The organism is Leptothoe spongobia TAU-MAC 1115 (assembly GCF_018739885.1).
Lineage (GTDB): Bacteria > Cyanobacteriota > Cyanobacteriia > Phormidesmidales > Phormidesmidaceae > Leptothoe > Leptothoe spongobia.
Map to the genome: position 1 here is coordinate 18,185 of NZ_JADOES010000003.1, position 23,790 is coordinate 41,974.

The window sequence follows — 23,790 nt, forward strand, 5'->3', positions numbered from 1 at the left end:
ATTAAGCCTGTTCCATCCAGGCAATACAGGTTTGTAACTCCTGGACCATGGCAGTACTGTGCAATCGTCGACCATGACCAGGCAGTACCCACTCAAAGGAGTAATCTGCAAGGCGTTTCATCGACTTAATCTGTTCGGTCCAGGAATACCAGCAGAAACGTCGAAACCCATAGAGATGGCCCAGATCAACTGACCAGGCTAGATGATCACCGGTAAACAGAAACTGGTTCTGATAGAGCAGGACGGTATGGCCTTTGCTATGGCCTGGGACTGGAATGATGGTGATGTCAGGTGCTAATTGCTCAGGCTGTTGACCCTGCAGTTGAATTTCGACGGATTGGGTTTCGGCGGTGATGTCGTCAGCGTGGAGGATACGCTCACAGCCAAAATGCTCCTGGAACTTGGCATGGTCAGCGACATCATCCCGATGGGTGAGATACAAATATTTCACCCCACCCATGGCCTCCAACTGCTTGACTAAGGGGGGCGTAAACCGAGGCGAATCAATCAGCACATTACCCTCAGGTCGTCGGATCAAGTAGGTGGTAGCTGCATAGGATTTTTCTGAATGATACCCACAGTGATAAACATTCTCCGCCACAGGCTCCGGCAGCTGAGCCTGAGCCTGTTTGATATCTTGAGGAGATGCAACCGTACCAATGGAGGCCGTGGGGCAAGACAGCAGTGCTTTGAGTGCCTGAATTCTCTCTTCTGATGTTGCTGGTTGGGTATGGACAGCTGACATGCCCCCCTCTCGACCAAATACATTCGGAGCCATCCAGCGACAGGTATCACAGTCAATACAGGTATGATCAACAAAAATATCACCCTCTACATTCTCTGGGCGACGGGCTGTAAGCTGAGCCATAATGCAACCCCACGTGCTTTATCTCTAGTCTAGTCAAAGTCAACAAGAATAATGTTGTGGGCTGACTTACAACCACTAGAAAAAACAAAATCCTAGCCCTGCAACTGCCGTTGTAAATCATCGACGGGATTAATCACCAAACCAGTCACGTCACCCTGGAAAGCATCACTAGAGTGGGCCGCTGTCTTAGATAGAAACAAAATCTCAGCACTGTGGACCGGTAATGGTCTACCGGCTTGAGCCGTGAGCCAAACCAATGGCGGTGCTGGTAGTTTATGCCCGCCACTATCGTTAAACTGAATCCCAGCTAACACCGTTAAAACAGCCGTCATATCCTTTACCAGTCCCGTTTTTGCACTCCACAGCTGAGTAGCTAAACCATTTTGCTGACCATAGTGATAGAGCGAAGCTGCTGCAATCACAGCCCGCTCAAAGCTATCAATATCCCAGGCTGTTGATGTGTCCAATGCAATAATCAAGCTTTGGTGACTAGTCAGGACCTCCAGCTCTCGCACCCGCAACTCCCCATAGCGAGCACTAGTCCGCCAATGGATTAAACGAGTGGGATCACCCCAACGATAGGGACGTAGCGCCCGAGTCAGCCCTTCGGTACCGCTGGCATTGATGGCAGCCTTTTGTAATTGCCTTTGCCCGGTTTCATCGCCCAGGGTATCTATCACCGGACAGCGTTCCAGGGGCAAAATTTGCGGATAAACAATGGCTTTTGCTTTGGCCGGGTATAGCCGACTGCACCAAAATAGGCCCAGGGGTGCGGCGGTGCGTAAACGCACCTCTGGCCAAGTGTAGATACCGCGCTGCTGGGTAGCAATTTCGTAACGCCAGGTGTGTTGGGATTTTGCAGCTAGGGTTGCGATCGCACATGTCTGCGGTCCCTTTAACCCAGCAGGTACCAAATCTTGCACTTGCAGTAAACTCTTCGTTTGCGCCGTCGTATTCTCCAAGCTCACCACCATTGACAGCCCCTCTCCTGCCGACACCGGGCGTGGTACTTGCCGCACAATAGCTAATCCTCGCAACGCTCGCTGCGGCAAAATTGACGATACTGACAGCAGAGCAATGGCAACACCACTGATCACATACAGCCAACCAGCCATGGTATTTGTAGCCGCTCCCAAGAAACAAAGGGTAAGTCCCAGCAGCACCCAACCACTATAGGCAGGGGTAACCCAATTGCTTTCTAACCAATTGGCAATACGTTTGTTCACCGATGCATCCCAAATGACATTTTTGAAGCCCATCCAGACTCCTTTCTAGCATATGCAGACAAGTCACTGAGAGGGACAGACGGCATTCACCACAACAGCATAGCCACCGACTCATACTACAATTCAGGCTACAAAAAGTAGCATCAAACTCTAAAACAGTTGGGTCACAGTTTCATCTGCAACCTTGGCAGCAACAAAATCTTTACTTATCACCACTGATAGCAAATCCGAATTCATTAAGCCCGATCAAAATAGACAATCTTGTAGGGGCACTCCCTTGTGGATGTCCTGCTAGACCAGACGCTATCAGCCAAGATTGCGTATGATTCGCTTCAGAGAGCTTGGAGGCCAAGTAATCCGTACACCCTGGACGTGAATTTAGCGTAAGGCCTCTACCGCTGTGGCAGGTCCCAGAATAGAAATATATGAGTCCACAAAACAGCGCTGGGCTGCTTCCTGGGCTGCTTCGATGGTAACTGCAGCAACATTAGCTTGGAAAATATGGTCAAACTCGGTACCTAGGCCTAAAATCTCATACCAGCCTAGCAACTGAGCAATCTGCCCATTAGTCTGTTTGCCAAGAGCATATTGTCCCAGCATTTTGTTCTTGGCGACTTGTAGCTCATGGGCCGTAAGGGGGACCTCACACAGACGACGTAGCTCACTTTGTAGACCATCTAAAGCGACAGATGTATTTTCTGGAGCGGTACCAATATAAGAAACAAACTGTGATGGGCCTAGTCGTGTGGGATAAAAGGCTGACACATCATAGGCCAAGCCTTGTTTCTCCCGCAGTTCTACAAAAAGACGACTGGATAGGCCATTGCCCAGGTGGGTGCTCAGTAGTTTGAGGGCTGCAAAATCTGCATGGGTGACTGAAACAGCTAGATATCCAAGAATCACAAATGCCTGATTCGTTTCCTGCGGGGTCACAATACGATAGGCATGGGAATCGACCGCTGGCAGTCTAGGAGCCGGGGCTGGATACTCAGGGGCAGCCCAATCACCCAACAGCCTTTCTACTAGGTCAATAGCCCGCTCTGGATCAATACGCCCGACAATAATCACCACCATGTTGTCGGGGCGAAAATGTTGACGATGGGCTTCCAGGAGTTCATCGCGTTGCATGGCCATGACGGTTTCCTCAGTGCCCATACTGGAAAAACCATAGGGATGGTGGCCATACATGCCCTCACGAAAATATTTGTAGGCCACACTAAAGGGCTGCTCCTGCATTGACCGCAGCCCTTGAATGGTTAACTTACGCTCTAATTCAATTTCATTTTCGGGAAAGCTAGGCTCTCGAAGAATTTCGGTAGCGAGGGTGAAAATGTTCTCAAAGTCAGCGGAGACGGTTTTCACGCTGACTAAACTGTAGTCCGAGGCACTGTCTGCACCTAAACTAGCACCGACATACTCTACCGCTTCAGCGATGTCCAAAGAACTTCGGTGGGCGGTCCCCCTAGTCAGAAGCGATGTGAGCAGACTGAAGATACCTACATTGTGTGGGTTTTCATGAATTTGGCCAACGGGTAAAAAGACTCGTGCTGAGACGATATCAGCGACTGGATTTTCGATGGCGATAACTTTGAGGCCGTTGCCCAGATGGGTCGTAATGGAGTTTTGCTTCGGGGCAGTGGATACAGTCACAGGTGTCGTGTTTGAGAGTTAGTAGTGAAGTCTGTCAGGAAGGGTGGGAAATGGTTGATGCCTTAAGCAGGGGTTAGAGCCAGGGTACCGCAATGATCGGGCGATAGGTATTGCTTGGCGAGAGGCATAAGCTGCTCAATCGTGTAGGACTCGATGTAGCCTGGATAGGCCAAGGACAGCTCAGGTGTGGCCAGGGTTCCATAGTACCCATACAGTCCGGCAAGCTGGCCTGGGGTTTCCATAGAAAAGGCATAATCATTGCATAATACCCGCTGGGCTCGCTCTAACTCTGGCGTTGTAATCGGTATGGTAGCTAGGGAAGCGATGCGATCGCAAATCACCTGCCCCACCTCCTTAATATGATCGGGTGCCAACCAGGACGATAAAACAAACAAACTACAGTCCTGCTGCACCGAAAAGCTGCTAGCAATCTCATCTACCCACTGGCGATCTTCGCGTAGCTCTCGCACCAATCGTGACATCCGCCCTTCCGCCAAAACCGTCGCCAATATATCTAAGCCGCAGGCTGTTTTGAGGTCATCTATACCAGGCCCCAACCAGGCCATGACTAACCGTCCATGCTCTAAACGTGGCAATGCCAAAGTATGTTGAGGATTAGTCAATAAGCGAGGATGTGCAATGGACCCCATGGTAGGGCACGATTCGCGGTGAGGAAATGTACGAAATGTCGTCTGCACCAGCTCTAGCACCCGATCGAGAGAGACGCCACCCGTGATCACCACTTGCATATTGTCAGGCTGGTAATGGGTGCGATGAAACTGTCTCATCTCCTCAGGGGAGCGTTCTTGCAAAATCTCAGGCGCTCCTAATACCGAGCGACTGTAGGGATGATCCCCATAAACCATTTCCGATAATGTCTGAAAACCGATCCAGTCCGGATCATCCCAAGATTGATGAATCTCTTCAATCACCACATGGCGTTCTCGGACAAACTCATCGGCTGGAATAGCTGCATGGAGTAGGAGGTCAGCGAGGTAGGGCAGGGCATGGGCTAAATCATCCGCCGCCACCGTCATATAAAAGTGAGCATAATCATGGCTGGTGGCAGCATTAGTCAGGCCACCGCGACTTTCAATAGCAGCATCAAACATGCCAGGGAGGATTTGCTCAGTCCCCTTGAACACCATGTGCTCCAAAAAGTGAGCCATGCCCGTCCATGTTTCGGGCTCATAGCGTGCCCCTGCTTTAATCCAAACGTCTACCACCACCACCGGTGTCGTTGCAATCTCCTGATGAATAACTGTTAGCCCACTGTCTAACCGGACAACGTTGGCAGGAAATGGGCGCTTAAACCTACCGCCATCAGAGCTATTGGAAGCAGAAACGTCAGAGACTGAACTCAAGTTGATCGATACCTAATATGGGGGATATAGGGAAAGTCTAATCGTAACGCCCTAAGTTGTTTTCGTGAATACATAAATTGAATGACACAATTAACTCGTAATAAATAGTAAAAAGAGAAAAAATAGCATATTTATTTTATCCGGAGCACCGGATTCGGAGTTGAAACCTGCAGCCCAGGAGCGTGGATTAGAAAATCACAGGCTCAGAGATTGGCCGAAATCATGCCTCAAAAACAATGGCTCAGCCACCGTAGTAGCTAAGCCATTACTTGAAAAGTAACCATAGGATAAAAAGTCGCTACAAAAGCGCCGAACGATTACCAGAGTCAGCAAAGCTTACAGGACCAAAAAGAATCCTGGCTTGCAACTCGTCAACAATTTATTTCAACATTTGCTCTCGTCCGCTGACAAAGCGTTGAATAACGGCGAAAACACAATAGACCATTAGTAGATAACTAATAGCAAGTAGCAATATCAGCAAGGGGGTAAAGGGGTGAGTCATGAACGTAGCCGGGGTGAGAGGAGCAGCAAGGACGATCTGATCTGCATGAGAAAAGCAGACAGCAGGAAGTGGCAGCACATGGCTGGCTCAAAGTTAACTAGATGCTCAATAATCAAAAAGCCTTGATACTAGAATTACCTAGTGCCATAGGTGTTGCAGTATCGCTCGTCACTCCATACGCACTTTAATACGCACATGCACCGATAAATTCTCTAACCAGTCGTCCGCTCGAGACCTTACTATGCTGAGCCAGCTTTAAACTGAGTCAGCTAGTTACCATACTCTGTAGACATCGGCTTGCCGCCGGGATTAGCTACCCGAGGCAATTGCAACACATTGGCGAATAACCCTAGTAAGACTAGTTGTCATTACTGACGCTAGAACAAAACTACTAGAAAGCTAACAAGCACCAATCATTAATCTTATTTATGAAATTTTCCAATTCCTATCACTAGATTAACATAAGCATTTGTTATTCACATAGACCTAATTAAAAAAATGAAATAGAAATATCTAATCAATACTGGCCAGATTATGCTCTTTGTGAATCCCTCAGCCCCAAAGGCTAAAAAGCGCTTATAACAATGGTGTTTCGACATATTCCAAATGGATTTACGACACCAACTGAGCCGTTAGCTTAGAATGAATATGGATTACTTAAAATTTCGTAATCAAGCTGTCTGAGCATTTTCTCCCATGACTTCAACAACATCGCTGTTTGCCCCCGTCGAAGCAGATCTGAAACTGCTGACGGATAACCTAAAGCAGCTGGTCGGTGCTCGACATCCTATCCTCTACGCTGCTGCAGAGCATCTCTTTGGAGCAGGGGGGAAGCGTATTCGACCTGCTATTGTGCTGCTGCTATCACGGGCTACGGTGATGGGGTCCGACATTCCAGCGCGCCATTTGCGACTGGCTGAAATCACTGAGATGATTCATACCGCTAGTCTGGTTCATGATGATGTGGTAGATGAGTCCTCCTTACGCCGGGGAGTGCCTACGGTCCACAGCAGTTTTAATAACCGCATTGCGGTACTGGCTGGAGATTTTCTATTTGCCCAGTCGTCTTGGCATCTGGCCAATCTGGATAATCTAACGGTGGTCAAGTTGCTCTCCCGCGTGATTATGGATTTGGCGGAAGGGGAAATTCAGCAGGGATTAAATCGATTTGATACGACACTGTCCATAGATGCTTATTTAATGAAGAGCTATTACAAGACAGCGTCACTGATTGCCAATAGCGCTAAGTCCGTTGGTGTATTGAGTCAAGTGTCTGACTCTTTGGCCGAGTCGTTTTATCAATATGGTCGTAATCTGGGTCTAGCTTTCCAGATTGTGGATGACATTTTGGATTTTACCGGGTCTGAAGATGTGCTGGGTAAACCGGCTGGCTCTGATCTACTCAGTGGTAACCTCACAGCACCAGTGCTGTATGCCATGGAGGAAACCCCATACCTGACAACATTGATTGAGCGGGAGTTTGCTCAAAATGGAGACTTTGAGGAAGCCATGGCATTGGTCAGAGCAAGTCGAGGGATCAAACGGTCTCGCGATCTGGCCGCTCAACATGTTGAGCGGGCAGTGGAGAATTTAGCTGGTTTGACTCAGTCTGAACCCAAACGGGCCTTGGAAGCATTATCAGGCTACGTTTTGAGTCGTCTGTACTAGCAGAGGTTGAGCATCGTCCATTATCTAGGACCTAGGTTTCTCCCTGATAAATTCTTGCTGAGGTTTTACGTGCTCTATACTTTCGGCTGAGAGCTTGTGATGAGCTTTCATGTTTTTTGCTGGAATGATGATCGGAGGCGTGGATGAATAGTCCGGTGAGTCCAGTGGTGTGTCTGGGAGAGATCCTGGTTGACAGTTTTTGGACTGGAGACCAGGGAAAGAAAATGTCATTGCCAGGGGGTGCCCCTGCGAATGTGGCTTGTGGCCTGGCGAAGTTAGGAACTACAGCTGAGTTTATTGGGGCTGTTGGGATTGATTCTTGGGGGCAGGCACTGGCGCGATTGTTAACAGATCTGCAGGTAGGATCACGCGGGCTGCAGCAGCATCCGACGGCTCCAACCCGCGAGGTGTATGTCCTGAGCGATGAAACTGGAGAGCGATCATTTGCTGGCTTCTCATTACCTGATCCAACCGGATTTGCAGATGCCCATCTGATTTGCGATCGCATCGATCCCTACCTTTTCACCGGAGTAAAATATCTAGTCCTTGGCACCTTGGGGCTAGCTTATCCTGAAACCCGAGAGTCCATGCTACAAGCGGTGGAATGGGTTCAACAACAGAATGGTCGAGTCGTGCTGGATGTTAACTGGCGACCTATGTTTTGGGAAAATCCGGCGCAGGCGATGGGATTGGTACATGATTTACTCAAACATGCATCCTTTCTGAAGCTGTCAGATACTGAAGCTCAATGGTTGTTAGATTCGACAGATCCCGTCGCCATCGCCGCCCAACGCCCCTATTTAGAAGGGGTTATGGTGACAGCAGGAGCAGCGGGCTGTCGTTATTATCTGGGTGGTTATAGTGGTCATGTACCTGGCTTTGATGTAGATGTTGAGGATACGACCGGTGCCGGGGATGCCTTTGTTGCTGGTTTTCTACATCAGCTATGTACAAGGGGACGCAGCTGTTTATTGGATGCTGACTGTACCCATGAGATGGTCCGCTATGCCAGCGCGGTTGCAGCACTGACAACGACTAGAGCGGGTGCGATCGCAGGGCAACCCACCCCACGAGAAGTAGACGCCTTCCTATTTTTGAGAAAATGATGCTTTTGAAAATTAATGGCTAAAGAAATTGAGCGCAAATTCTTGCTGAGAAACGATGCGTGGCGTTCCCTGGCTGAAGGACGCTATTACTGTCAGGGCTACATTCCCACCCAGGGAAAACAAACTGTACGGGCACGCATTATTGACCAACAGGGCTATCTCACCCTAAAGGGGCCAACCCAGGGCATCAGTCGTTCTGAGTTTGAATATGAAATCCCGTTGGTAGATGCCCAGATGATATTGACGGAACTATGCCAGCAACCTCTGATTGAGAAGCACCGCTATCGGATTCCTTTAGGGAAAGTAGTCTGGGAAGTGGATGAGTTTTTAGGCCAAAATCAAGGATTGACGTTGGCTGAGGTAGAACTTACCCATGAGTTACAGACAGTAGAGCTACCCCACTGGATTGGCAAAGAAGTAACGGGGGATCCTCGATATTACAATTCCAATTTGGTACGGCATCCGTTTAAGGATTGGGTTTAATAGGAGCCTTTAAAGATTCTCTCCGATAGAGAGGGATGGAGACGGTTTTCTCCAGGCATATAAGTAGCGGGAGGCCTGTTGTTATGGCCATTAACTGAGGCCTTACTAGGATCGCTAAAGGGCGGGACAAAGGCATGGCGCTCAGAATCGTAGGCAAGGATACTGCCGTCGTTGATGTGGTAGATCCAGCCGTGGAGCGATAGATTACCGCTGTGGAGCATAGAGCGAACGGCAGGGTAGGTGCGTAGATTTTCGATTTGAGTTAATACATTTTCCGCCACCAGCATATCCAGCTTCTCAGTTTTATCTAAGTCACTGTAATGGTCTTCCACAAGCTGACGGGTCGCTTCTGTATGGATGAGCCAGTTATAGACCAGGGGCATTTTGGTTTCAAGCTGACCAATCTGCAGCAGACCCTTCATCGCACCACAGCTAGAGTGGCCGCAAACAATAATGTGGTCTACGTCCAAAGACTTAACGGCATATTCAATCGTGGCCCCTTCACCACCGTTGGTGGCACCAAAGGGGGGGACAATATTGCCCGCATTGCGAATGACAAATAACTCCCCTAGCTCGGCCTGGGTAATCAGTTCTGGCTGGACCCGTGAGTCAGAGCAGGTAATGAACAGGGCATTGGGACTCTGGCCCTTGGCCAGGGTTGCCATTAGCTTCTTATGTTCAGGAACATAGTCTTCCTGAAACTGGCGCAGGCCCCGCATTAACTTTTTCATCGTCCCTAGTCCTCAGTACTCCCAGCGGGTGGCCACCATGATCACCCTTTAATTCTTATCCCATATCTTTAGAGTGCTGCGTGCAAAGTTTTACTTATCAGTGTGATTAGAAAGTGCTTGAGAAAGGTTGGGGCAGGAGCAATGCTTGAGTTCTAGAAATAGCTCTCTCAGTAGAATTTTTATGCTGAGATCTGAGCAATTTTGATAATCATCGCTATGATCCGTAAGGCTTATTGTTGCGATCGCTAAACTCTATGACTGATTTGCCTGCGATTAAGGCGATATATACCGATGGTGCTTGCTCGGGTAATCCTGGTCCGGGTGGCTGGGGCACGGTAATTTATTTTGCCAATGGTGGTGTGCATGAGCTAGGAGGCCATGCAGCGGGAACAACGAATAATCGAATGGAGATGCAGGCTGCGATCGCAGCGCTCCAATTTCTCCAACAGCATGACTACGACACCTCCATCGAACTGAATACCGATAGCAAATATCTGATCCAGGGCATTACCCAATGGATGCGGGGTTGGAAGCGCAAGGGTTGGAAAACAGCCGCAGGTAAAGCCGTATTAAACAAAGATCTATGGCTTACCCTGGATGATCTCACTCAAAGCCTGAAGTCGGATCAAGATGTAGAAATTGACTGGAACTACGTCAAAGGCCATGCAGGCAATGTGGGCAATGAGCGATGTGATGAAATTGCCCGTGCCTTTTCCCATCAACGTGCCATTGGTCTTAAAAAAGCAGTGGATAACAAAGCTACCGTCACCTCAAAGTCATCCTCGGCTGAAACAGTTAAGCCCAAGGAAGTGGCGAAGCCCAAGCCGATGACCACAGCTAATCCCAAAAAAGCAATTTCCGTATCTAACCCAGATCCCACCCCTAGCGATATGTCTGAAACTCGAATCACCCGCGTCAGCAATACCCTAAAACTATTGCAAGTTGCTGATGAACTGGCTAAGCAAGGGTATTTAATTACTACATCAGAATTAGTCGTCCTAACTGGAGTGTCCGCTAGTGAACTTGCCAAGCGAGGAGACGACTGGACCTGGCGCAACTGGACAGTCTCCTGTGTTAGCAGCGAGTCCGATCAGGAGAAATTCTGGCAGTTGGAGAGAATAGAAGGCTAAAGAGCTGAAAAAATAATTTCAAGGATGGCGATAGCCCTACCCCTGACCTTGCCGTAACTCTCACTAAGCCTGAATCACCAATGATTGAACGATACCCTACTTTCAGGGGGTTTGGGGGAGTTAGGCCCCCACGAATAGGAGGGGTTCGGGGAGGAAAGCCCTGAGCAATCCCTATCGCAATTGATCAATGCTCAAACGATATCTCTTGGGAGGTTGGCAATTAGCAAAACCGGCTGAGTGGGGTCCATTCGAGTTCCCTTTCCGGAAATAGACAAGTTATCTCGATTATGCATATTGGGGTTTCCCATGACTAGGGCGGTTCCGCCCGCCTTAGAACCCAACGGAAAAATATCAGTGATATCCCTAGAAACCTGTGGGGGTGATCGGTAGCTTACCTTGAGCTGAATCGAAAGGTATGCCATCAAAAAAGGGGGCTCCCCAAACGAGGACCCCCCTTTTCAAACTAAGCCTTATAACTTAGTAGCCGTAGCTCAAACGATTAGCCATTGATTGCAGGAGCAGCCAAAGCAACAGGAGTTTCAGCACCAGCAGCTAGGTCAAGAGGGAAGTTGTGAGCGTTACGCTCGTGCATGACTTCCATACCCAGGTTGGCGCGGTTGATCACGTCAGCCCAAGTACTAACTACACGACCTTGAGAATCCAAAATGGACTGGTTAAAGTTAAACCCGTTCAAGTTGAATGCCATGGTACTAATGCCCAGTGCAGTGAACCAAATGCAAACTACCGGCCAAGCGCCTAAGAAGAAGTGCAAGGAACGGCTGTTGTTAAAGGATGCGTACTGGAAGATTAGACGACCGAAGTAGCCATGAGCAGCAACGATGTTGTAAGTCTCTTCTTCCTGGCCAAACTTGTAACCATAGTTCTGAGATTCAACTTCAGTGGTCTCACGAACCAAGGAAGACGTCACCAAAGAACCGTGCATAGCGGAGAACAAGGAACCACCAAATACACCAGCCACACCAAGCATGTGGAAGGGGTGCATCAGGATGTTGTGCTCAGCCTGGAAGACAAGCATGAAGTTGAAGGTACCGGAAATACCCAGAGGCATACCATCAGAGAAAGAACCCTGACCGATGGGGTAAATCAAGAATACTGCAGTTGCAGACGCCAAAGGAGCGGAGTAAGCAACACAGATCCAAGGACGCATACCCAAGCGGTAGCTCAATTCCCACTGACGACCCATGTAGCAGAAGCAGCCAATGAGGAAGTGGAAAATGACCAGCTGGTAAGGACCACCGTTATACAACCACTCATCCAAGGAAGCAGCTTCCCAGATAGGGTAGAAGTGTAGACCGATAGCGTTAGAAGAAGGAATTACTGCACCGGAGATAATGTTGTTGCCTAGAAGCAAAGAACCAGCAACAGGCTCACGGATACCGTCAATGTCGACGGGAGGAGCAGCGATGAATGCGATGACAAAGCAAGCTGTAGCAGCCAGCAGTGTAGGGATCATTAGAACACCAAACCAACCAACATAAATGCGGTTGTCAGTGCTAGTGATCCAATTACAAAACTGATCCCACGTGCTCGCCCGATCACGGGATTGCAAAGTAGAAGTCATAGTGATGAATGAATGTTATATAAACGTGAGTCGATTCTGTGAAGGTAAGCAACTAAGAAAAACCCAGTTGCTCCAATAAAATAAGAACCGGCTCGTTTATAAGATTAGTAAATATGCTTATTGGTTTGTAGGGGTAGGATACGAAACTTGCCACATCGACACACTTCTATACAAAGAGTGAGCGAGCACTCACCAAGTTAGCCCGGAGGCCAAGTGAGTGAACGTCCCCCCAGTAGGTGGATGTGGAGATGAAAGACAGTTTGACCTCCATCTTGGTCAGTATTGATTACGACACGATAGCCATTAGATAAGCCTTCTTTTTCAGCTATTTCCTTAACAGTTAGCAACATATGACCGAGCAGTTGCTTATCGTCAGACGTAGCTGCGGCAAGTTTTGGAATAGGTTTTTTAGGAATCACCAGGATATGAGTCGGTGCTTGAGGCGTAATATCGCGAAATGCTAAGCACAGGTCATCTTCATAGACGATATCTGCAGGGATTTCCTTGCGGATGATTTTGCCAAAAATGGTGTCTTCACTCATAGCGCTTTGATGGTGACAGCGCTTTGAATTTTAATGGTTAGCTGCGAATGCGGAGGCTAAGAATTTCTTTGAACTTGCAACTAATTTCCTACGGGGGGGTGAGGAAACTGCACTTGGGTATATAGCCAGTCAGCGATGAGTTTGGGGCAGTTTTTCTTGGACCAGCGTACGGCGATGTAATGGAAGGCTGGTTTTGTAAGTCGGGCAATCCATTTCATCAACCGATTCAGGCGACGGGGTTTGACTCGGTAGTTGATGAGGTTATTGGAGCCAATGTCATAAAGGCGATCCAACACTAGCTGTAGGGTGGCCTCTTCGCGTTTAAACATGTTTTCTAGTAGGAGTTCCACGTCCTTCATATGTTCATCAGCGAGCTGCTTTTCGCGAATGGTGATAGCGACTTTAGAGGAGTTGGAAGTCGTTAGCATGATTTTTAGGGTGGTTTATATATAGATGATGTTGGAGTCGCGGATGGAATATCTATTTATATAAGAGGCTCGTTGCGAGCTTTTATCCCTAATAAGCAGATACCATACTTCACAGCGTAGGATTGTGATCTTTATCCTACTGCTGATGACGCGTAGAACGCATCAGGGTGATGGGCACCCTACATAAACATGTAGGAGTCCACCATGCTGGCAAGAATCTGGAGTGCATCGTTAGTAGGCATTGATGCTCTAAAAGTCGGTGTGGAGGTCGACCTATCGGGTGGTTTACCCGGTGTTGTCGTAGTAGGTTTGCCCGACACCGCTGTACAAGAATCACGGGAGCGGGTGAAAGCGGCCCTGAAAAATGCCGGATTTCCGTTTCCTATGCGTAAGGTGGTGGTCAACCTGACACCGGCAGATGTACGCAAAGAAGGCCCGATTTACGACTTACCCATTGCCATTGGCATCTTGGCAGCAGCAGATCTGGTTAGCCAGGAAAATTTAGATCGTTATCTACTATTGGGTGAATTATCTCTAGACGGCACCCTGCGGCCTGTGGCGGGCGTCATGGCCATGGCAGCGGCCGCACCTCAGCTAGGCATTAATGGCCTGATTGTGCCCGAGGATAATGCTCAAGAAGCAGCGGTTGTCCCTGACCTGGAAGTCTATGGGTTTAAGACCATTGCCGATGTAGTGGAGTTTTTGAATAACCCGAGCGATCGCACCCCCCTCACCATTAACGGCTGTGAAGCCTTAGCCCAGGCCCAGCCTCACGCAGTCGACTTACGCGACGTCAAAGGACAAGCCCAAGCTCGACGGGCACTCGAAATAGCAGCCGCAGGCGGCCATAACCTTATTTTATCTTGAGCTAAATCGAGGGATGCCTTTGTAAAAGAAGCTTTTCACTTTATAGACATGTCTATAAAGTAAGCTATGCTAAGGTCTGGCTGGGAGGTGTTTATATGAGTGTCAGCAATCCTGAAAATGAAAATTTAGTGCCAGACCCTGAGAATGTGCGCTTGTTCCCTGGATCTGACTCTGCCCGCGAAGCAAGAGTAACTCAACGTTTAGAGCCAGGAAAAATTGGGCGTGTTAGTTATCAGGCGACGTTCTGGCCCGCTAAGCTTTTTGACGGCAACGCGGCTGTTGAAAAAGGTGCAATTGTTCAGGTTGTTGGACGCGACAACGGTCTTACCCTTTTGGTGCAGCCTATAGAAGAGCCAAAGACTGATAGTTTTCCTTTGGTTTATCCTGACGGGAGAGTATCTACAGTAAAAATTACTAATAAAAAAGCTCAGAGCGACTCACAAGCAACTGAGTTGGCTTTGAGTATTGAAGCAGATGAAACAGTATTGGTTGATGAAATTGCCGCTGAACTAGCAATTCTTTGCAAAGCTTTGAACGCTTATCATATCGCTTGTGGCGGCAATGGTCTTGAAATTGACGATTGGGAAACCCTGGTTGCAGTTCGTGAGTTAGCGGAGGTCTAACCATGAACGATGAGCGCTATCGCATCAGAATGCGTCAACTGCCTGGTAGTCCTCCAGATTTACTAGACAAGCTCAGGGAATCCATAGAAGAGCTTTTTGATTGTGGCCTTGCCGGTGCTACGAATTATGTTCAAGGCAGAGGGGAGCAGGAATCAGCCAAAGCAGCTGAAATCAAGGCCAAGGCGCTTGCTCAGCTAGGATCTCTACAACTGGAACGGCAGAAGCTGATTGATGAAAGAGATAAGGCTATTGCTGAGCATCAAGCTTCTATGTATGAACTGAGAACCCAAAGGCTTAAAGATGTCGTTGACAGTCTGGTTCGGCTGAAGGAAATGGGAGCTGAAGTCAAGCTTGAGGTGGTTGCTCAGGTTCTGATGCAGGCTGCTAGTGAGTAGGAGACGGCAAAGCATTTGCCAGAGGATGGGGTTGAGGGATGAATCAGATTCATTTTAATTTATCGCCATTTGGCTCATCCTTTTCCTTGTCAAATTCATATTCTTTCTTTAGCCCGCCAATCAGCAAAACCAAGCCCACACCACCCAGTATTTCGTCTGCAATGCCATCTTCGAGATGAGGCCCCCCTGCGAGGACGCCATTCAGCAGAATGCTTCCTATTAGCGCATACATCATGCTGACAATTCTGCTAACCTGCCTATCTGTCATGATTGGTCCCAAGTCTTTTAGATATTTTTAGCAGAGCAAAAGCAAATACAACTTGAGCTTAGGCTTATTTTACACATTAGAAACTCAATTCCAGCCCTCGCTCCCCCATTCAAGAAAACCACTCTAGCCCTTCACAGTAAAGACGAAAGCCAATCCCAACCCTACCCCCGCCACTTCCTCCATACACCCCCCACCTCACCCGCTCAGCAACCGTCCAGGGCTAGGTAATCACAGCAATACGAGCGTCACCCATTGCCGTCATTTGCGGGGTCGTTTGTATGGCTTTGGTTTGGTCATAGCGGCATCTTGTATGTGTGGGTATAGGGTGCCCGGACATGGGGTTGAGGATATAAAGTATCATAAGGCTTCTGTCTTTATTTGTAGGTAGTCCTTACTAATGTCTTCGGAAAAGATATCAATAAAAAATAGACTCAGGATCTCATCCACACCAACTCTAATCAAAAAAGCCAAGCGTGCAGCAAAACGGCAAAATATGCCGCTCAGCAAAAGTAGCATAATCATACTTAAGAACTTTTTGGAAGGTAAAATTGATTTAGAAAAACTAAATGAGCTTAATGATGGAGGTACTTCAACCGACCTAATAGAAAAGATGATTGTTGTACCTTTAGTGGCTGGAAATGCAAGGATTTGGAGCGGGAAAAAACAGAAAAGACAAAAAACAGTTAAAAAAAGGGCTGGATATACTATAGAGAACTTTATTGTATATACATGTAGTCTTCAAAGAGCTGTATCCAATGGTGAATCTAAGTTAGGCCGAAAGATTGTCGTAGCTGCCTTAAAAGCAACGTTTTGCAAGGCATGGCCTATTTGCATTGTCAATTAGATAACTTGTCTACAGGATTTCCTGAAGCCATTTAGATCAGTGTATTCAGGAAATCAGTAGCTATTTTAAGCTCAAGCAAATAGGCTGCAAACTCAACTAGTTTCCTTAAGATTTAAATTAAATTCAGGTACTTCATGTGCTTTTACGTCAAGCACATGAAGTAATTTAATGTCTTTATCTTTTTGTTTGTATGTAAATATAATTCTGTATTGCTTCGAATCTTCATTAATTCTCAGCGGATTTCTCAACTGAAAATAACCATTTTCGTCAGTTTTTCCTTCACCAATTGCATCATCAGGACTAACACTATCTATCTCTTGCAATTTCATTTTTGAAAGCCTTAGAGGCATTCCATCAACTTGAACTCTCCCCCAAATACTTTTTGCTAAATGACCATTTATCTCATGATATGCTCTTGCATATTTATCATAATGGCCATTCTTTCCAAACAATAAGAGGTATTCAAGTTGAGCTTGATCTACCAGCATATACATGGCAACAGCAGAGATTAAAAGAGTCAGCAGAGTAGGCAATTCAGTTCCACCCAAAAGAGGCGTCTGCTGTTGAAAAAGATTCAAAAAAATCTCACCAACCCCTGAACCTGTGGGGGTCTGAAGAATATCTTTTATGCTAATAAATATGTAAGAAAGCAAGAAAATGACTTGCAAAAAGCTATAAATAAAAAAGTAGAAAGATAGGGATGTATAAAATTTGATATATGCCCCTGATAAATAAATAAGATTTTGCATATCGGGCTTGAGATAATAGTCTAACCTATCAAAATCCCAATTATCTTCACACCAAAATCTCTCTTTATGAAGAGTCTCCCAGTTTCTTTTAGTTACTGGATAAGTTAAAGGGAAAATAATTTTTTTGGAAGAGTTAAAAGCAATTTTCGTGATGGCAGGCGAAATTATTAAGCCCGCTAATGCAGCTAATACAAGTGCTGCTGAAAATTGAAAAGATGGGAATACATACGGGACAAAAAGACAAACGGAGATCAAAGGAGGCAAAAATGACTCTAAAACCTCTTTGAAACTAAATGATAAAGGTGGAGAAGAAGTAAAAGACATATATTTAATGTCGGGCCTTAATTCTAGGATCTTATTAGCGTTCTGAAGAATTTATTTTGCTCTAAAAGTTCAGACTTTCTATTCAGAACTGATCTTGGTATACACTCACGAGGTTTACATGTACTCCCTTCAACAGCCGATATATAAAGTTGCCAACCATCTTTAATATCCTCAACTTTCATCAATTTCTTTCTAGACTTTTTACCCTTTGAAAGGGCACCAGCGACTATTGCAGCAGCAGCCCAGTAAACTTCTTCCCTAGACCTAAATTTATTTTGCTTAATAACGGGCATTAACTCTCTCACGATGAAATCTTGAGCACTTGGGTAAAACTCGTAACCCAAAGCTCGGGCCTCGGCAAGAACTTCTGAGGTAGCTTGTTTTGCTTCCTTACGAATAGGTTGAGTAGAGGCCCGTCCAGTGAACCTTGGCAGTGCAGCAGTGTCATTAGACTGGATAAGAGAAGAAGATGGCACGGTTTTAATTTTGAAAAATATGAACTTAAAACCAAACCATAATACAGTAATCACGATTAACTACATCTTGAATACCCCTTTTTCCTTATATTCTGAACTTTTTAAGCCAAGACACTTAAAAGTACAGAAATGTAGCATAAGCGAAATATGTTGACCGTATGTACAAGAGCCACATACCCATAGAAGATCATAACTCCCCATTTTTGTCAACCGTAATCTACCTAATATTTTATTACGAAATAGCTTTTTTAGAATTTTTCTTTACCCTATGATTACTTTTTTTAAAAAACATTAAATCCATATCTAAGGCTTACTTATGTGATTTTAGCTACATAAGCTATCTTTCTGTATCCTTTCTTTAGCAATATTTGTTCTGTATAGACATATCTACAAAGTGCCGTCAGAAACATCACCTGTCTGGGGCAAGCGTTTTTCACCTGACTCAATCTTGATCTGAAGCCCCTCACCACCGAAACGCATGTCAATGGCTCCGGCGTAATCCAGGGAAATCGCGGCCAACGTGATGGCAGTGGTGGAAAGTATTACGGTCAGAAGAATGCTTTTCATGGAGTCATCTGTGCAGTGGTTAGATGATTCCAGAATATTTAGCAATTACATTGACGGGTATACCGCTAAATGTACCAATCCTATTTTGCAGTGCCTCGGGCGTCCTCGCCCCAGAGCAGCAACTAGCTCTACTCGACTGGCATCCGCTTCTACTGGCCAGTGCCCTGAGTGTGAGGTGCCGATAAGTCAGTTAGCGAAGGGGCTTTAGGGGCGTGGGTGAGGTGCATCCTCCAACTAACTCAACCGTATGTAAATATAAAGGTGCAACAGCAATGGAATTAACAGAAATACTACCTTAATGCTGCAATGAAATGAAGCAAAGAGAGCCTTATTCAATCTTTTATGTCATTTTGTTGGCTTGGTGGTTTAAAAGTATTGTTGTTCCACTAATTACCGTTGGAATAACGATTTTCTTTAAAGCCAATAGCAAACCAAATGTAAAATTCAAAATTGATTTAGATGATTGGTTTATCTGCTTTGATTTGTGTGTTTCAGCTATATTTATATTTATAATAGGCATGGTTGATTTAGTAACCCAAATGGTAAGTGATCCTACATTTGGAGTGTTATCAACCTTAAAGGAGGTGAGCGCTGAAGAAGGGCAAGTTAACTTAGACTTGCAAAGTAAGATTACTTCTTTAGAAAAATTATCTACTCAGCAAAACGAACTTATTGCTAATAAATTCGGCGTGTCCTGGGCAATGTTTTTAGTGGTGTTACTGTTAATATTTTTTGTGTCTACTTTTATTCGAGGAAATGGGTGGTGCGAGGATGGAAAACTTAAGTTAATAAATGGGATTATAATTCCAAATATAATTGGTTTTTTTGTATTAGTTATTGTTGCAACCTGGATAACATTTTAATAAAGTCATGTCTAGAAAAGCAGGCCTGATAGTGCCAATGGTGATATGTCTAGGCGTTTTAACCATACTATTAGCGTATTCCACTTCATTAGATCTACAGATAATTGATAAGAAGTTTCAGATAAAACTAGAAGCTGGCCTTCCTGTAGACGGAGATCCGGGGGGGGCCGGTAGGTGATAGAAAGAAAGTTTATTCTATTAATATAGAGGTGGACCGCCGGGGGATTGGACCCCGTAGTCGAGGGTAGGAATCCCAACTGCAAATGCCCTAGCAAGGTACCAACATTTTAGCTATATTCCAAAAGGCAGCCCTCTCAGTGCCAGCTAAGAGGGCTAATCTAACCGACTAGGTTAGAGGTTTAACGGCATACGGGAACCTTGAAGCAGACGGTTTTGGTGATCCATTTCCAGCTGCTTCTACCCGTACGCACTTTATATCGGTACGTTTTGCACCGTCGAACATATGAAATGCGCATATGTTCCTCCTATTAAGTGACTATTTCAGGACTGCCTGCTCGACCTTGCAAGCAGCATCTTGATCAATTTCCTCCTTTGCTAAACGACAAGCCTGTATGCCTTTAAGCCAGCTAATCAGAAACGAAAGCTTAAGCTAAACTTGAAGGCAGCATGGAGCGCCAGGGATTCGGACCCTGCAGCATCACGATTTAGGAGATCCGGCTGGTGACCACACGCGCCCCTAACGAATAAAGCGCAGGTGCGATGTGCCTGCGCTTTGAGCTTTCTAGAGGGCTAAGCGTTCAGAATGTTTCTGGAAAAATCAGCGACCTTTTGAGCTACGAAAAGACACTCAGATGCACATCCATTGTTGCCATCGGCTTCAACTTTGTTGATACGTTTACCACTCAGATCCTCCGTAAAAGCAGTTTGGTTAAGCTCACCAATTGCAAGATGGTCACGTAGGTTATCGTTTTTGCGCAAGCCCTTGTTAGCTTTTAGCTGTTTGGCTGTGCCTCCAAACAAGCCTAGGTAGGTTTTGTTCGTGCAAATAGCGTAACCACGCCCCCGTACATTTCGAGCTTTCAATACACCCGTAAAGCGTTTGCGCGTCAACTTACCTCTAACTCTGGCCTCAAGCCATTCCAGATCCTCCTGACTATCATTTCTATCTGCAATTTCAGCAGCTAGTTTGACGTCGCCATCAAGGTACCGGAGAACTAAGTTCGCAGCACCTTCACGGTACTTTTTGCCCATTACACCAGGCAGTAATCCGAGAATGAAAGCCCAACCTTCCTTATCAGTGACAGGTGTTTCTCGTTGGCCACGACCGGAAAATTTGAAGTCCTGACATTTTGTCAGAACCTCGGAATACTCTTTGCAAAGACGTTTCCAAACGTTATATGGGTCTTTTTGACCTCCGACTACAGTAATTAAGTCATAGACACTACAATGGCCTTCAGGTGTACGACGAATAGCTGCATTGCCAAGCTCAGGAATAATGGTCGTTAGTGACTGTGATTTCGACATTTCAGGTTCCTCCTTTCATTTCTGAGACATTTCAATCAATTTTTGGTAAGACTCAAACCAGCTTTGCTTGACCTCCTGAGGCCAGCTAGGGTCAAATTCCGGCAATCGAGCCACTAACATCTCAGTAGCGGATTGACGTTGCTTTTCGGGTAGCTGATTAGCTTTTGAATCTGAAGTCATTACCGTTTCTGGAGTAGAGGATTCGTTTGACTGATTGGTTGAAATGTTGTGCTCACGGGCTAATTCAACAATTTCGTCACTTGATACACCTGGCACTAATGAATAATGGAATTCAAGAATTCCGTCTTCACTTCTCTTGCGCTCACGCTTCAATAGGCCAAAGCTAGTGAGCTTAGTGAATCGACCATGTTGCGTTTGAGGAGCATCGCCAGACAATTCAGCAGCCTGGCGCATGGATAATTCACCATGCGCCACAAAGATCAATAGAAGCTGTACATAGTCTTGAAGGGCGTATGGTCGTAGTTTTGAAATAGCAGAGCGGACAGAAACACGTCCTTCGTGTTTTTTCTTCGCTTCAAGAGGCGAAGCAGGGGGTGTGACTTCTGTTAGCCCTCCAAGAGGCTTAATAGGTAATGCCTCTTGGGCTTGAAGCTCTTGCAAGCAAAGTTGCAGATCCTCTTCAGTTAATCGACCTGTCGAAGAATAAAGACGAGATGCAGGCATTTTAGGATTAGGAAGAGGTTTTTCTTCGTAATCGAGATAGCCATCTGCAACGAGCCACTTTAATCGTCTTGTGACTACAGACAAAGTTAGACTAGTGGCTATTTGTACAGCTTTGCGCCCTACTCTTTTAGGAGAGCGTTGAACATAAAGCGCCACTTCTAATGCATGTGCATCGTAGCGCTTTGGTATTCCTAATTGAGCGAGAATTGACTCGCTACGATCTGCATCGTTCATAGCTAAGATCCGCTCCAGCTTTAGTACCTGAGATTCCCTAGAATCAAAGGCTTGACGTTTTTCAAGAGCGTCGTTTAAAATGCATATACTGGCATTATCAGGCCACATTAAAACCTCCTCGCCATCTGGCGTGGTCAATACCGTCGAAAAACGCTCTGAGCCTCAGAAACTTGAGCGTTTTTTGACGTTTAAAATTTTACACGATCTATTCCTAGATCTGCAAGATCTAAAATTGGTAGCGCTACATCTAGAAAACGCAACTAGGGAATGGAGTCAAAATAACTCTACATCTAGTGTTTAGTTGGCAGCGGATGTCTTTTTATGATTTCACTGAACGAGATCCATTCTTCTTTCGTGTCTAATATCATGAGACCTTGCTCAGTTTGCTGCGAAGCAATTGCAATCCCCTCACTGTAAGCCCAACTCCACCATTGATTAAATTCACCCATGTCTTGATTGCCTTTAATAGCTTCATTGGGCCGCCAGCAATCGGTAATCGCTTTATATAGAAACCCTCCAGGGTTATGTATTGCTCCGGTTTTTTGGGCTTGTTTCAGTGCCTGTGTAGCAGTTTCTAAGATTCCACTGGGTGTAGAAGCTATCAGCTTGATAAGGGTAGAGTTGAGCTTGACACCTAAGGCTTTCAGTTCATTAGAAGTGTCCAAATTTTCTTCACCTAAATGAGTGTTAGTCTTGAGCTTCTGGGTATAACGTTCAAGCTCCAAGATCTTGGAGCTTAGTTCTCGGTTTTTTAGTACGTAGCTACCAAACACCTCGTTTTGCCTACGTAAATCAATATTTTCAGCCTCCAATCGCTTTATGCGAGCCTTGAGCGTCACTGTCAGTTTCCGCAAAGAAGCCTCGCTAGCCGATACAGCCCTTGGCGTTTTGCCTTTAACGCTGCTTTGGTCGCGCAATTGGCTAATGCGCTCCTTGACATCAGGCTCCTTATATAGCCAAGCTTTGCTAACAGATGCCGCCTCAGCAACTGCATTGAAGGTAATTGCTTTCTTCTCTTTGACTAACTTTCGAATAGCTTTATCGACCTTCTCAAAGGTTTCCTGACGCTTCTTTTCGGCATTACGTCTTAGCCCATCAGCATTACGCTTTACTTTCATCTTGCCGTGCCTCCAAGCTATCAATCATTGCAATTAAATTTGCTTCGACCCGTTCATTCATCTCGATTTGACGAGTCCACCCGTTGGCTTGAGCCTTCTCCAAGATCCTTTTCGTCTGCTGTAGCTCTTCCCGGTGGATATCCAGATACTCAGCCGTCGTCCGAAAATGGGTGCAAGTCAGGCAGGCATTAGCGTGTGGACATCCCTTTGAGATGGTAGGCAAGGCGCAAGAGCCGTTAGGCAATGCCTGGGCTTGCAGGTTCTTTTTAAACCATTGCAGATCAACATCATCAGCCTCGATATCATTCGCTTCAACGACCTGACCTGCAACGTTCACGACTCTGCCGTGGAAGGCTGCAACCTCTTTTTTCATCGTTGCATCATGGATATGGGCGTAGACCGTGGTCATATCAGCTGACTCATGACCTAGGTACCGTTGCACGATGTGCTGAGGTACACCGTTGTTAATCATTCGGGTACCGACCGTGTGTCTAAACTGATGAGTCTGAAACCGCCATAGTTTGCCGTTCTCGTTGGTGATGTTGTGCTCCTGGGCCAGACGGTTCAGATAGGCCGGGATGGTCTTGTAGGACATCGTTCGGGGCACTGGCTTAAACCTCGGTCGTTTGGCTCCTCCATTGGCACAGAAAAGGAACTCAAAGCTTTCTGGCAGGTTTTCTCGAATAAAGCGTTGCTGCTCCTGAATGATGCGTACAACCTCCCGTGAGATAGGAATGGTAATTTCTTTGCGCATCTTGTACTGGTAGTAGCGAAGGAACCAGTCACCCGCTTTATCCTGCAGCAAGCAATCAAGCTTCAATGTCAGAAGCTCAGAGATCCGCATCCCACATTCTTGAAGTACCAAAATCATTCGCATAATGGGCTCGGCTAGCTCGTCGATATGCTCATTGAGCTGACGCATTACCTCTTCAGGAATATAGCAGGGAATGCTTTTAGGCTTTTTAGGGAAGTAAGCGTAGGGTGCGTTTTTCAACGCACCGCCTTCATGAATG

The 23,790-nt window shown here is 46.3% G+C and carries 24 protein-coding genes and 1 pseudogene; 9 read left to right on the forward strand and 16 right to left on the reverse strand.

The window, feature by feature from the left end; translation table 11 throughout:
* Nucleotide 1: 1 nt before the first annotated feature.
* The 4 genes from IXB50_RS01585 to IXB50_RS01600 all read right to left on the reverse strand — a co-directional run bounded on the left by IXB50_RS01585 (nt 2) and on the right by IXB50_RS01600 (nt 5,108).
* Nucleotides 2–868, reverse strand: a complete 867-nt coding sequence (locus tag IXB50_RS01585) for an MBL fold metallo-hydrolase (protein ID WP_215607189.1) — start codon at nt 866–868, stop codon at nt 2–4.
* 92 nt (nt 869–960) lie between these two features.
* The gene (locus tag IXB50_RS01590; RefSeq protein WP_407658781.1) at nt 961–2,082 is read right to left on the reverse strand and encodes a DUF58 domain-containing protein; all 1,122 of its coding nucleotides are present in this window, start codon (nt 2,080–2,082) and stop codon (nt 961–963) included.
* Between the two features lie 390 nt (nt 2,083–2,472).
* A complete protein-coding gene (locus IXB50_RS01595) occupies nt 2,473–3,744 on the reverse strand; it encodes a M16 family metallopeptidase (protein ID WP_215607191.1) in 1,272 nt (423 codons plus the stop codon).
* Nucleotides 3,745–3,806: 62 nt separating this feature from the next.
* A complete protein-coding gene (locus IXB50_RS01600; RefSeq protein ID WP_215607192.1) occupies nt 3,807–5,108 on the reverse strand; it encodes a M16 family metallopeptidase in 1,302 nt (433 codons plus the stop codon).
* A 1,198-nt stretch (nt 5,109–6,306) separates the two neighbouring features.
* Here IXB50_RS01600 and sds point away from each other — a divergent pair.
* The 3 genes from sds to IXB50_RS01615 all read left to right on the forward strand — a co-directional run bounded on the left by sds (nt 6,307) and on the right by IXB50_RS01615 (nt 8,867).
* Nucleotides 6,307–7,278, forward strand: coding sequence for a solanesyl diphosphate synthase (gene sds / locus IXB50_RS01605; RefSeq protein WP_215607193.1), 972 nt, complete (start codon nt 6,307–6,309; stop codon nt 7,276–7,278).
* Between the two features lie 143 nt (nt 7,279–7,421).
* Nucleotides 7,422–8,384 (forward strand): carbohydrate kinase family protein, encoded by a 963-nt coding sequence (locus tag IXB50_RS01610; protein WP_215607194.1) that lies wholly within the window; start codon nt 7,422–7,424, stop codon nt 8,382–8,384.
* 15 nt (nt 8,385–8,399) lie between these two features.
* On the forward strand, nt 8,400–8,867 hold the full coding sequence (locus IXB50_RS01615) for a CYTH domain-containing protein (RefSeq protein ID WP_215607195.1): 468 nt from the start codon (nt 8,400–8,402) through the stop codon (nt 8,865–8,867).
* Here IXB50_RS01615 and IXB50_RS01620 read toward each other — a convergent pair.
* Nucleotides 8,864–9,598 carry a carbonic anhydrase gene (locus IXB50_RS01620; protein WP_215607196.1) on the reverse strand — a complete coding sequence of 245 codons (735 nt, stop codon included), beginning with the start codon at nt 9,596–9,598 and terminating at the stop codon, nt 8,864–8,866. The genes IXB50_RS01615 and IXB50_RS01620 overlap by 4 nt on opposite strands.
* A 254-nt stretch (nt 9,599–9,852) precedes the next feature.
* On the opposite strand from IXB50_RS01620, the gene rnhA reads away from it, so the two are divergent.
* A complete protein-coding gene (rnhA, locus tag IXB50_RS01625) occupies nt 9,853–10,728 on the forward strand; it encodes a ribonuclease HI (RefSeq protein WP_215607197.1) in 876 nt (291 codons plus the stop codon).
* A gap of 499 nt (nt 10,729–11,227) precedes the next feature.
* On the opposite strand, the gene psbA is transcribed toward rnhA, so the two are convergent.
* The 3 genes from psbA to IXB50_RS01640 form a co-directional block, all read right to left on the reverse strand.
* A complete protein-coding gene (gene psbA / locus IXB50_RS01630; RefSeq protein ID WP_215607198.1) occupies nt 11,228–12,310 on the reverse strand; it encodes a photosystem II q(b) protein in 1,083 nt (360 codons plus the stop codon).
* A gap of 197 nt (nt 12,311–12,507) precedes the next feature.
* The gene (locus tag IXB50_RS01635) at nt 12,508–12,852 is read right to left on the reverse strand and encodes a histidine triad nucleotide-binding protein (protein ID WP_215607199.1); all 345 of its coding nucleotides are present in this window, start codon (nt 12,850–12,852) and stop codon (nt 12,508–12,510) included.
* A gap of 80 nt (nt 12,853–12,932) precedes the next feature.
* Nucleotides 12,933–13,280, reverse strand: a complete 348-nt coding sequence (locus tag IXB50_RS01640; RefSeq protein ID WP_215607200.1) for a hypothetical protein — start codon at nt 13,278–13,280, stop codon at nt 12,933–12,935.
* 204 nt (nt 13,281–13,484) lie between these two features.
* Here IXB50_RS01640 and IXB50_RS01645 point away from each other — a divergent pair.
* The 3 genes and pseudogenes from IXB50_RS01645 to IXB50_RS01655 form a co-directional block, all read left to right on the forward strand.
* A pseudogene (locus IXB50_RS01645) lies at nt 13,485–14,138 on the forward strand (magnesium chelatase domain-containing protein); the annotation flags it as partial.
* A 104-nt stretch (nt 14,139–14,242) separates the two neighbouring features.
* Nucleotides 14,243–14,770, forward strand: a complete 528-nt coding sequence (locus IXB50_RS01650; RefSeq protein ID WP_215607201.1) for an NfeD family protein — start codon at nt 14,243–14,245, stop codon at nt 14,768–14,770.
* A 2-nt stretch (nt 14,771–14,772) separates the two neighbouring features.
* Nucleotides 14,773–15,165 (forward strand): hypothetical protein, encoded by a 393-nt coding sequence (locus tag IXB50_RS01655; RefSeq protein ID WP_215607202.1) that lies wholly within the window; start codon nt 14,773–14,775, stop codon nt 15,163–15,165.
* A 49-nt stretch (nt 15,166–15,214) separates the two neighbouring features.
* Here the strand turns inward: IXB50_RS01655 and IXB50_RS01660 are convergent, their stop codons facing one another.
* Nucleotides 15,215–15,400 (reverse strand): hypothetical protein, encoded by a 186-nt coding sequence (locus tag IXB50_RS01660; RefSeq protein ID WP_215607203.1) that lies wholly within the window; start codon nt 15,398–15,400, stop codon nt 15,215–15,217.
* 430 nt (nt 15,401–15,830) lie between these two features.
* Between IXB50_RS01660 and IXB50_RS01665 the strand changes: the two genes are divergently transcribed.
* Nucleotides 15,831–16,277, forward strand: a complete 447-nt coding sequence (locus IXB50_RS01665; protein WP_215607204.1) for a hypothetical protein — start codon at nt 15,831–15,833, stop codon at nt 16,275–16,277.
* Between the two features lie 92 nt (nt 16,278–16,369).
* Here the strand turns inward: IXB50_RS01665 and IXB50_RS01670 are convergent, their stop codons facing one another.
* The 3 genes from IXB50_RS01670 to IXB50_RS01680 form a co-directional block, all read right to left on the reverse strand.
* Nucleotides 16,370–17,350, reverse strand: a complete 981-nt coding sequence (locus tag IXB50_RS01670; protein WP_215607205.1) for a transthyretin-like family protein — start codon at nt 17,348–17,350, stop codon at nt 16,370–16,372.
* 23 nt (nt 17,351–17,373) lie between these two features.
* Nucleotides 17,374–17,880: a hypothetical protein gene (locus IXB50_RS01675; RefSeq protein WP_215607206.1), complete on the reverse strand. Its 507-nt coding sequence runs from the start codon at nt 17,878–17,880 to the stop codon at nt 17,374–17,376.
* Between the two features lie 333 nt (nt 17,881–18,213).
* Entirely contained in the window at nt 18,214–18,393 is a 180-nt protein-coding gene (locus tag IXB50_RS01680; RefSeq protein ID WP_215607207.1) for a hypothetical protein, read from the reverse strand.
* Nucleotides 18,394–18,704: 311 nt separating this feature from the next.
* Here IXB50_RS01680 and IXB50_RS01685 point away from each other — a divergent pair, with 311 nt between their 5' ends.
* Nucleotides 18,705–19,256: a hypothetical protein gene (locus tag IXB50_RS01685; RefSeq protein ID WP_215607208.1), complete on the forward strand. Its 552-nt coding sequence runs from the start codon at nt 18,705–18,707 to the stop codon at nt 19,254–19,256.
* A 750-nt stretch (nt 19,257–20,006) separates the two neighbouring features.
* Here the strand turns inward: IXB50_RS01685 and IXB50_RS01690 are convergent.
* The 4 genes from IXB50_RS01690 to IXB50_RS01705 all read right to left on the reverse strand — a co-directional run bounded on the left by IXB50_RS01690 (nt 20,007) and on the right by IXB50_RS01705 (nt 23,771).
* The gene (locus IXB50_RS01690) at nt 20,007–20,741 is read right to left on the reverse strand and encodes a hypothetical protein (protein ID WP_215607209.1); all 735 of its coding nucleotides are present in this window, start codon (nt 20,739–20,741) and stop codon (nt 20,007–20,009) included.
* Nucleotides 20,742–20,756: 15 nt separating this feature from the next.
* On the reverse strand, nt 20,757–21,797 hold the full coding sequence (locus tag IXB50_RS01695) for a hypothetical protein (RefSeq protein ID WP_215607210.1): 1,041 nt from the start codon (nt 21,795–21,797) through the stop codon (nt 20,757–20,759).
* 152 nt (nt 21,798–21,949) lie between these two features.
* Nucleotides 21,950–22,777 (reverse strand): DUF6262 family protein, encoded by an 828-nt coding sequence (locus tag IXB50_RS01700; RefSeq protein WP_215607211.1) that lies wholly within the window; start codon nt 22,775–22,777, stop codon nt 21,950–21,952.
* Nucleotides 22,761–23,771: a tyrosine-type recombinase/integrase gene (locus IXB50_RS01705; protein WP_246564036.1), complete on the reverse strand. Its 1,011-nt coding sequence runs from the start codon at nt 23,769–23,771 to the stop codon at nt 22,761–22,763. The genes IXB50_RS01700 and IXB50_RS01705 overlap by 17 nt, the downstream gene beginning before the upstream one ends.
* Nucleotides 23,772–23,790: the final 19 nt, after the last annotated feature.

Bases quoted from the DNA above. Each gene is read 5' to 3' on its own strand.
- IXB50_RS01620 (WP_215607196.1), bottom strand. From the start codon at position 9,598: ATGAAAAAGTTAATGCGGGGCCTGCGCCAGTTTCAGGAAGACTATGTT.
- IXB50_RS01655 (WP_215607202.1), top strand. From the start codon at position 14,773: ATGAACGATGAGCGCTATCGCATCAGAATGCGTCAACTGCCTGGTAGT.
- IXB50_RS01685 (WP_215607208.1), top strand. From the start codon at position 18,705: ATGAAGCAAAGAGAGCCTTATTCAATCTTTTATGTCATTTTGTTGGCT.
- IXB50_RS01650 (WP_215607201.1), top strand. From the start codon at position 14,243: ATGAGTGTCAGCAATCCTGAAAATGAAAATTTAGTGCCAGACCCTGAG.
- IXB50_RS01585 (WP_215607189.1), bottom strand. From the start codon at position 868: ATGGCTCAGCTTACAGCCCGTCGCCCAGAGAATGTAGAGGGTGATATT.
- IXB50_RS01635 (WP_215607199.1), bottom strand. From the start codon at position 12,852: ATGAGTGAAGACACCATTTTTGGCAAAATCATCCGCAAGGAAATCCCT.
- IXB50_RS01670 (WP_215607205.1), bottom strand. From the start codon at position 17,350: ATGTCTTTTACTTCTTCTCCACCTTTATCATTTAGTTTCAAAGAGGTT.
- rnhA (WP_215607197.1), top strand. From the start codon at position 9,853: ATGACTGATTTGCCTGCGATTAAGGCGATATATACCGATGGTGCTTGC.
- IXB50_RS01700 (WP_215607211.1), bottom strand. From the start codon at position 22,777: ATGAAAGTAAAGCGTAATGCTGATGGGCTAAGACGTAATGCCGAAAAG.
- IXB50_RS01665 (WP_215607204.1), top strand. From the start codon at position 15,831: ATGTCTTCGGAAAAGATATCAATAAAAAATAGACTCAGGATCTCATCC.
- psbA (WP_215607198.1), bottom strand. From the start codon at position 12,310: ATGACTTCTACTTTGCAATCCCGTGATCGGGCGAGCACGTGGGATCAG.
- IXB50_RS01690 (WP_215607209.1), bottom strand. From the start codon at position 20,741: ATGTCGAAATCACAGTCACTAACGACCATTATTCCTGAGCTTGGCAAT.
- sds (WP_215607193.1), top strand. From the start codon at position 6,307: ATGACTTCAACAACATCGCTGTTTGCCCCCGTCGAAGCAGATCTGAAA.
- IXB50_RS01660 (WP_215607203.1), bottom strand. From the start codon at position 15,400: ATGATGTATGCGCTAATAGGAAGCATTCTGCTGAATGGCGTCCTCGCA.
- IXB50_RS01680 (WP_215607207.1), bottom strand. From the start codon at position 18,393: ATGAAAAGCATTCTTCTGACCGTAATACTTTCCACCACTGCCATCACG.
- IXB50_RS01615 (WP_215607195.1), top strand. From the start codon at position 8,400: ATGGCTAAAGAAATTGAGCGCAAATTCTTGCTGAGAAACGATGCGTGG.
- IXB50_RS01610 (WP_215607194.1), top strand. From the start codon at position 7,422: ATGAATAGTCCGGTGAGTCCAGTGGTGTGTCTGGGAGAGATCCTGGTT.
- IXB50_RS01640 (WP_215607200.1), bottom strand. From the start codon at position 13,280: ATGCTAACGACTTCCAACTCCTCTAAAGTCGCTATCACCATTCGCGAA.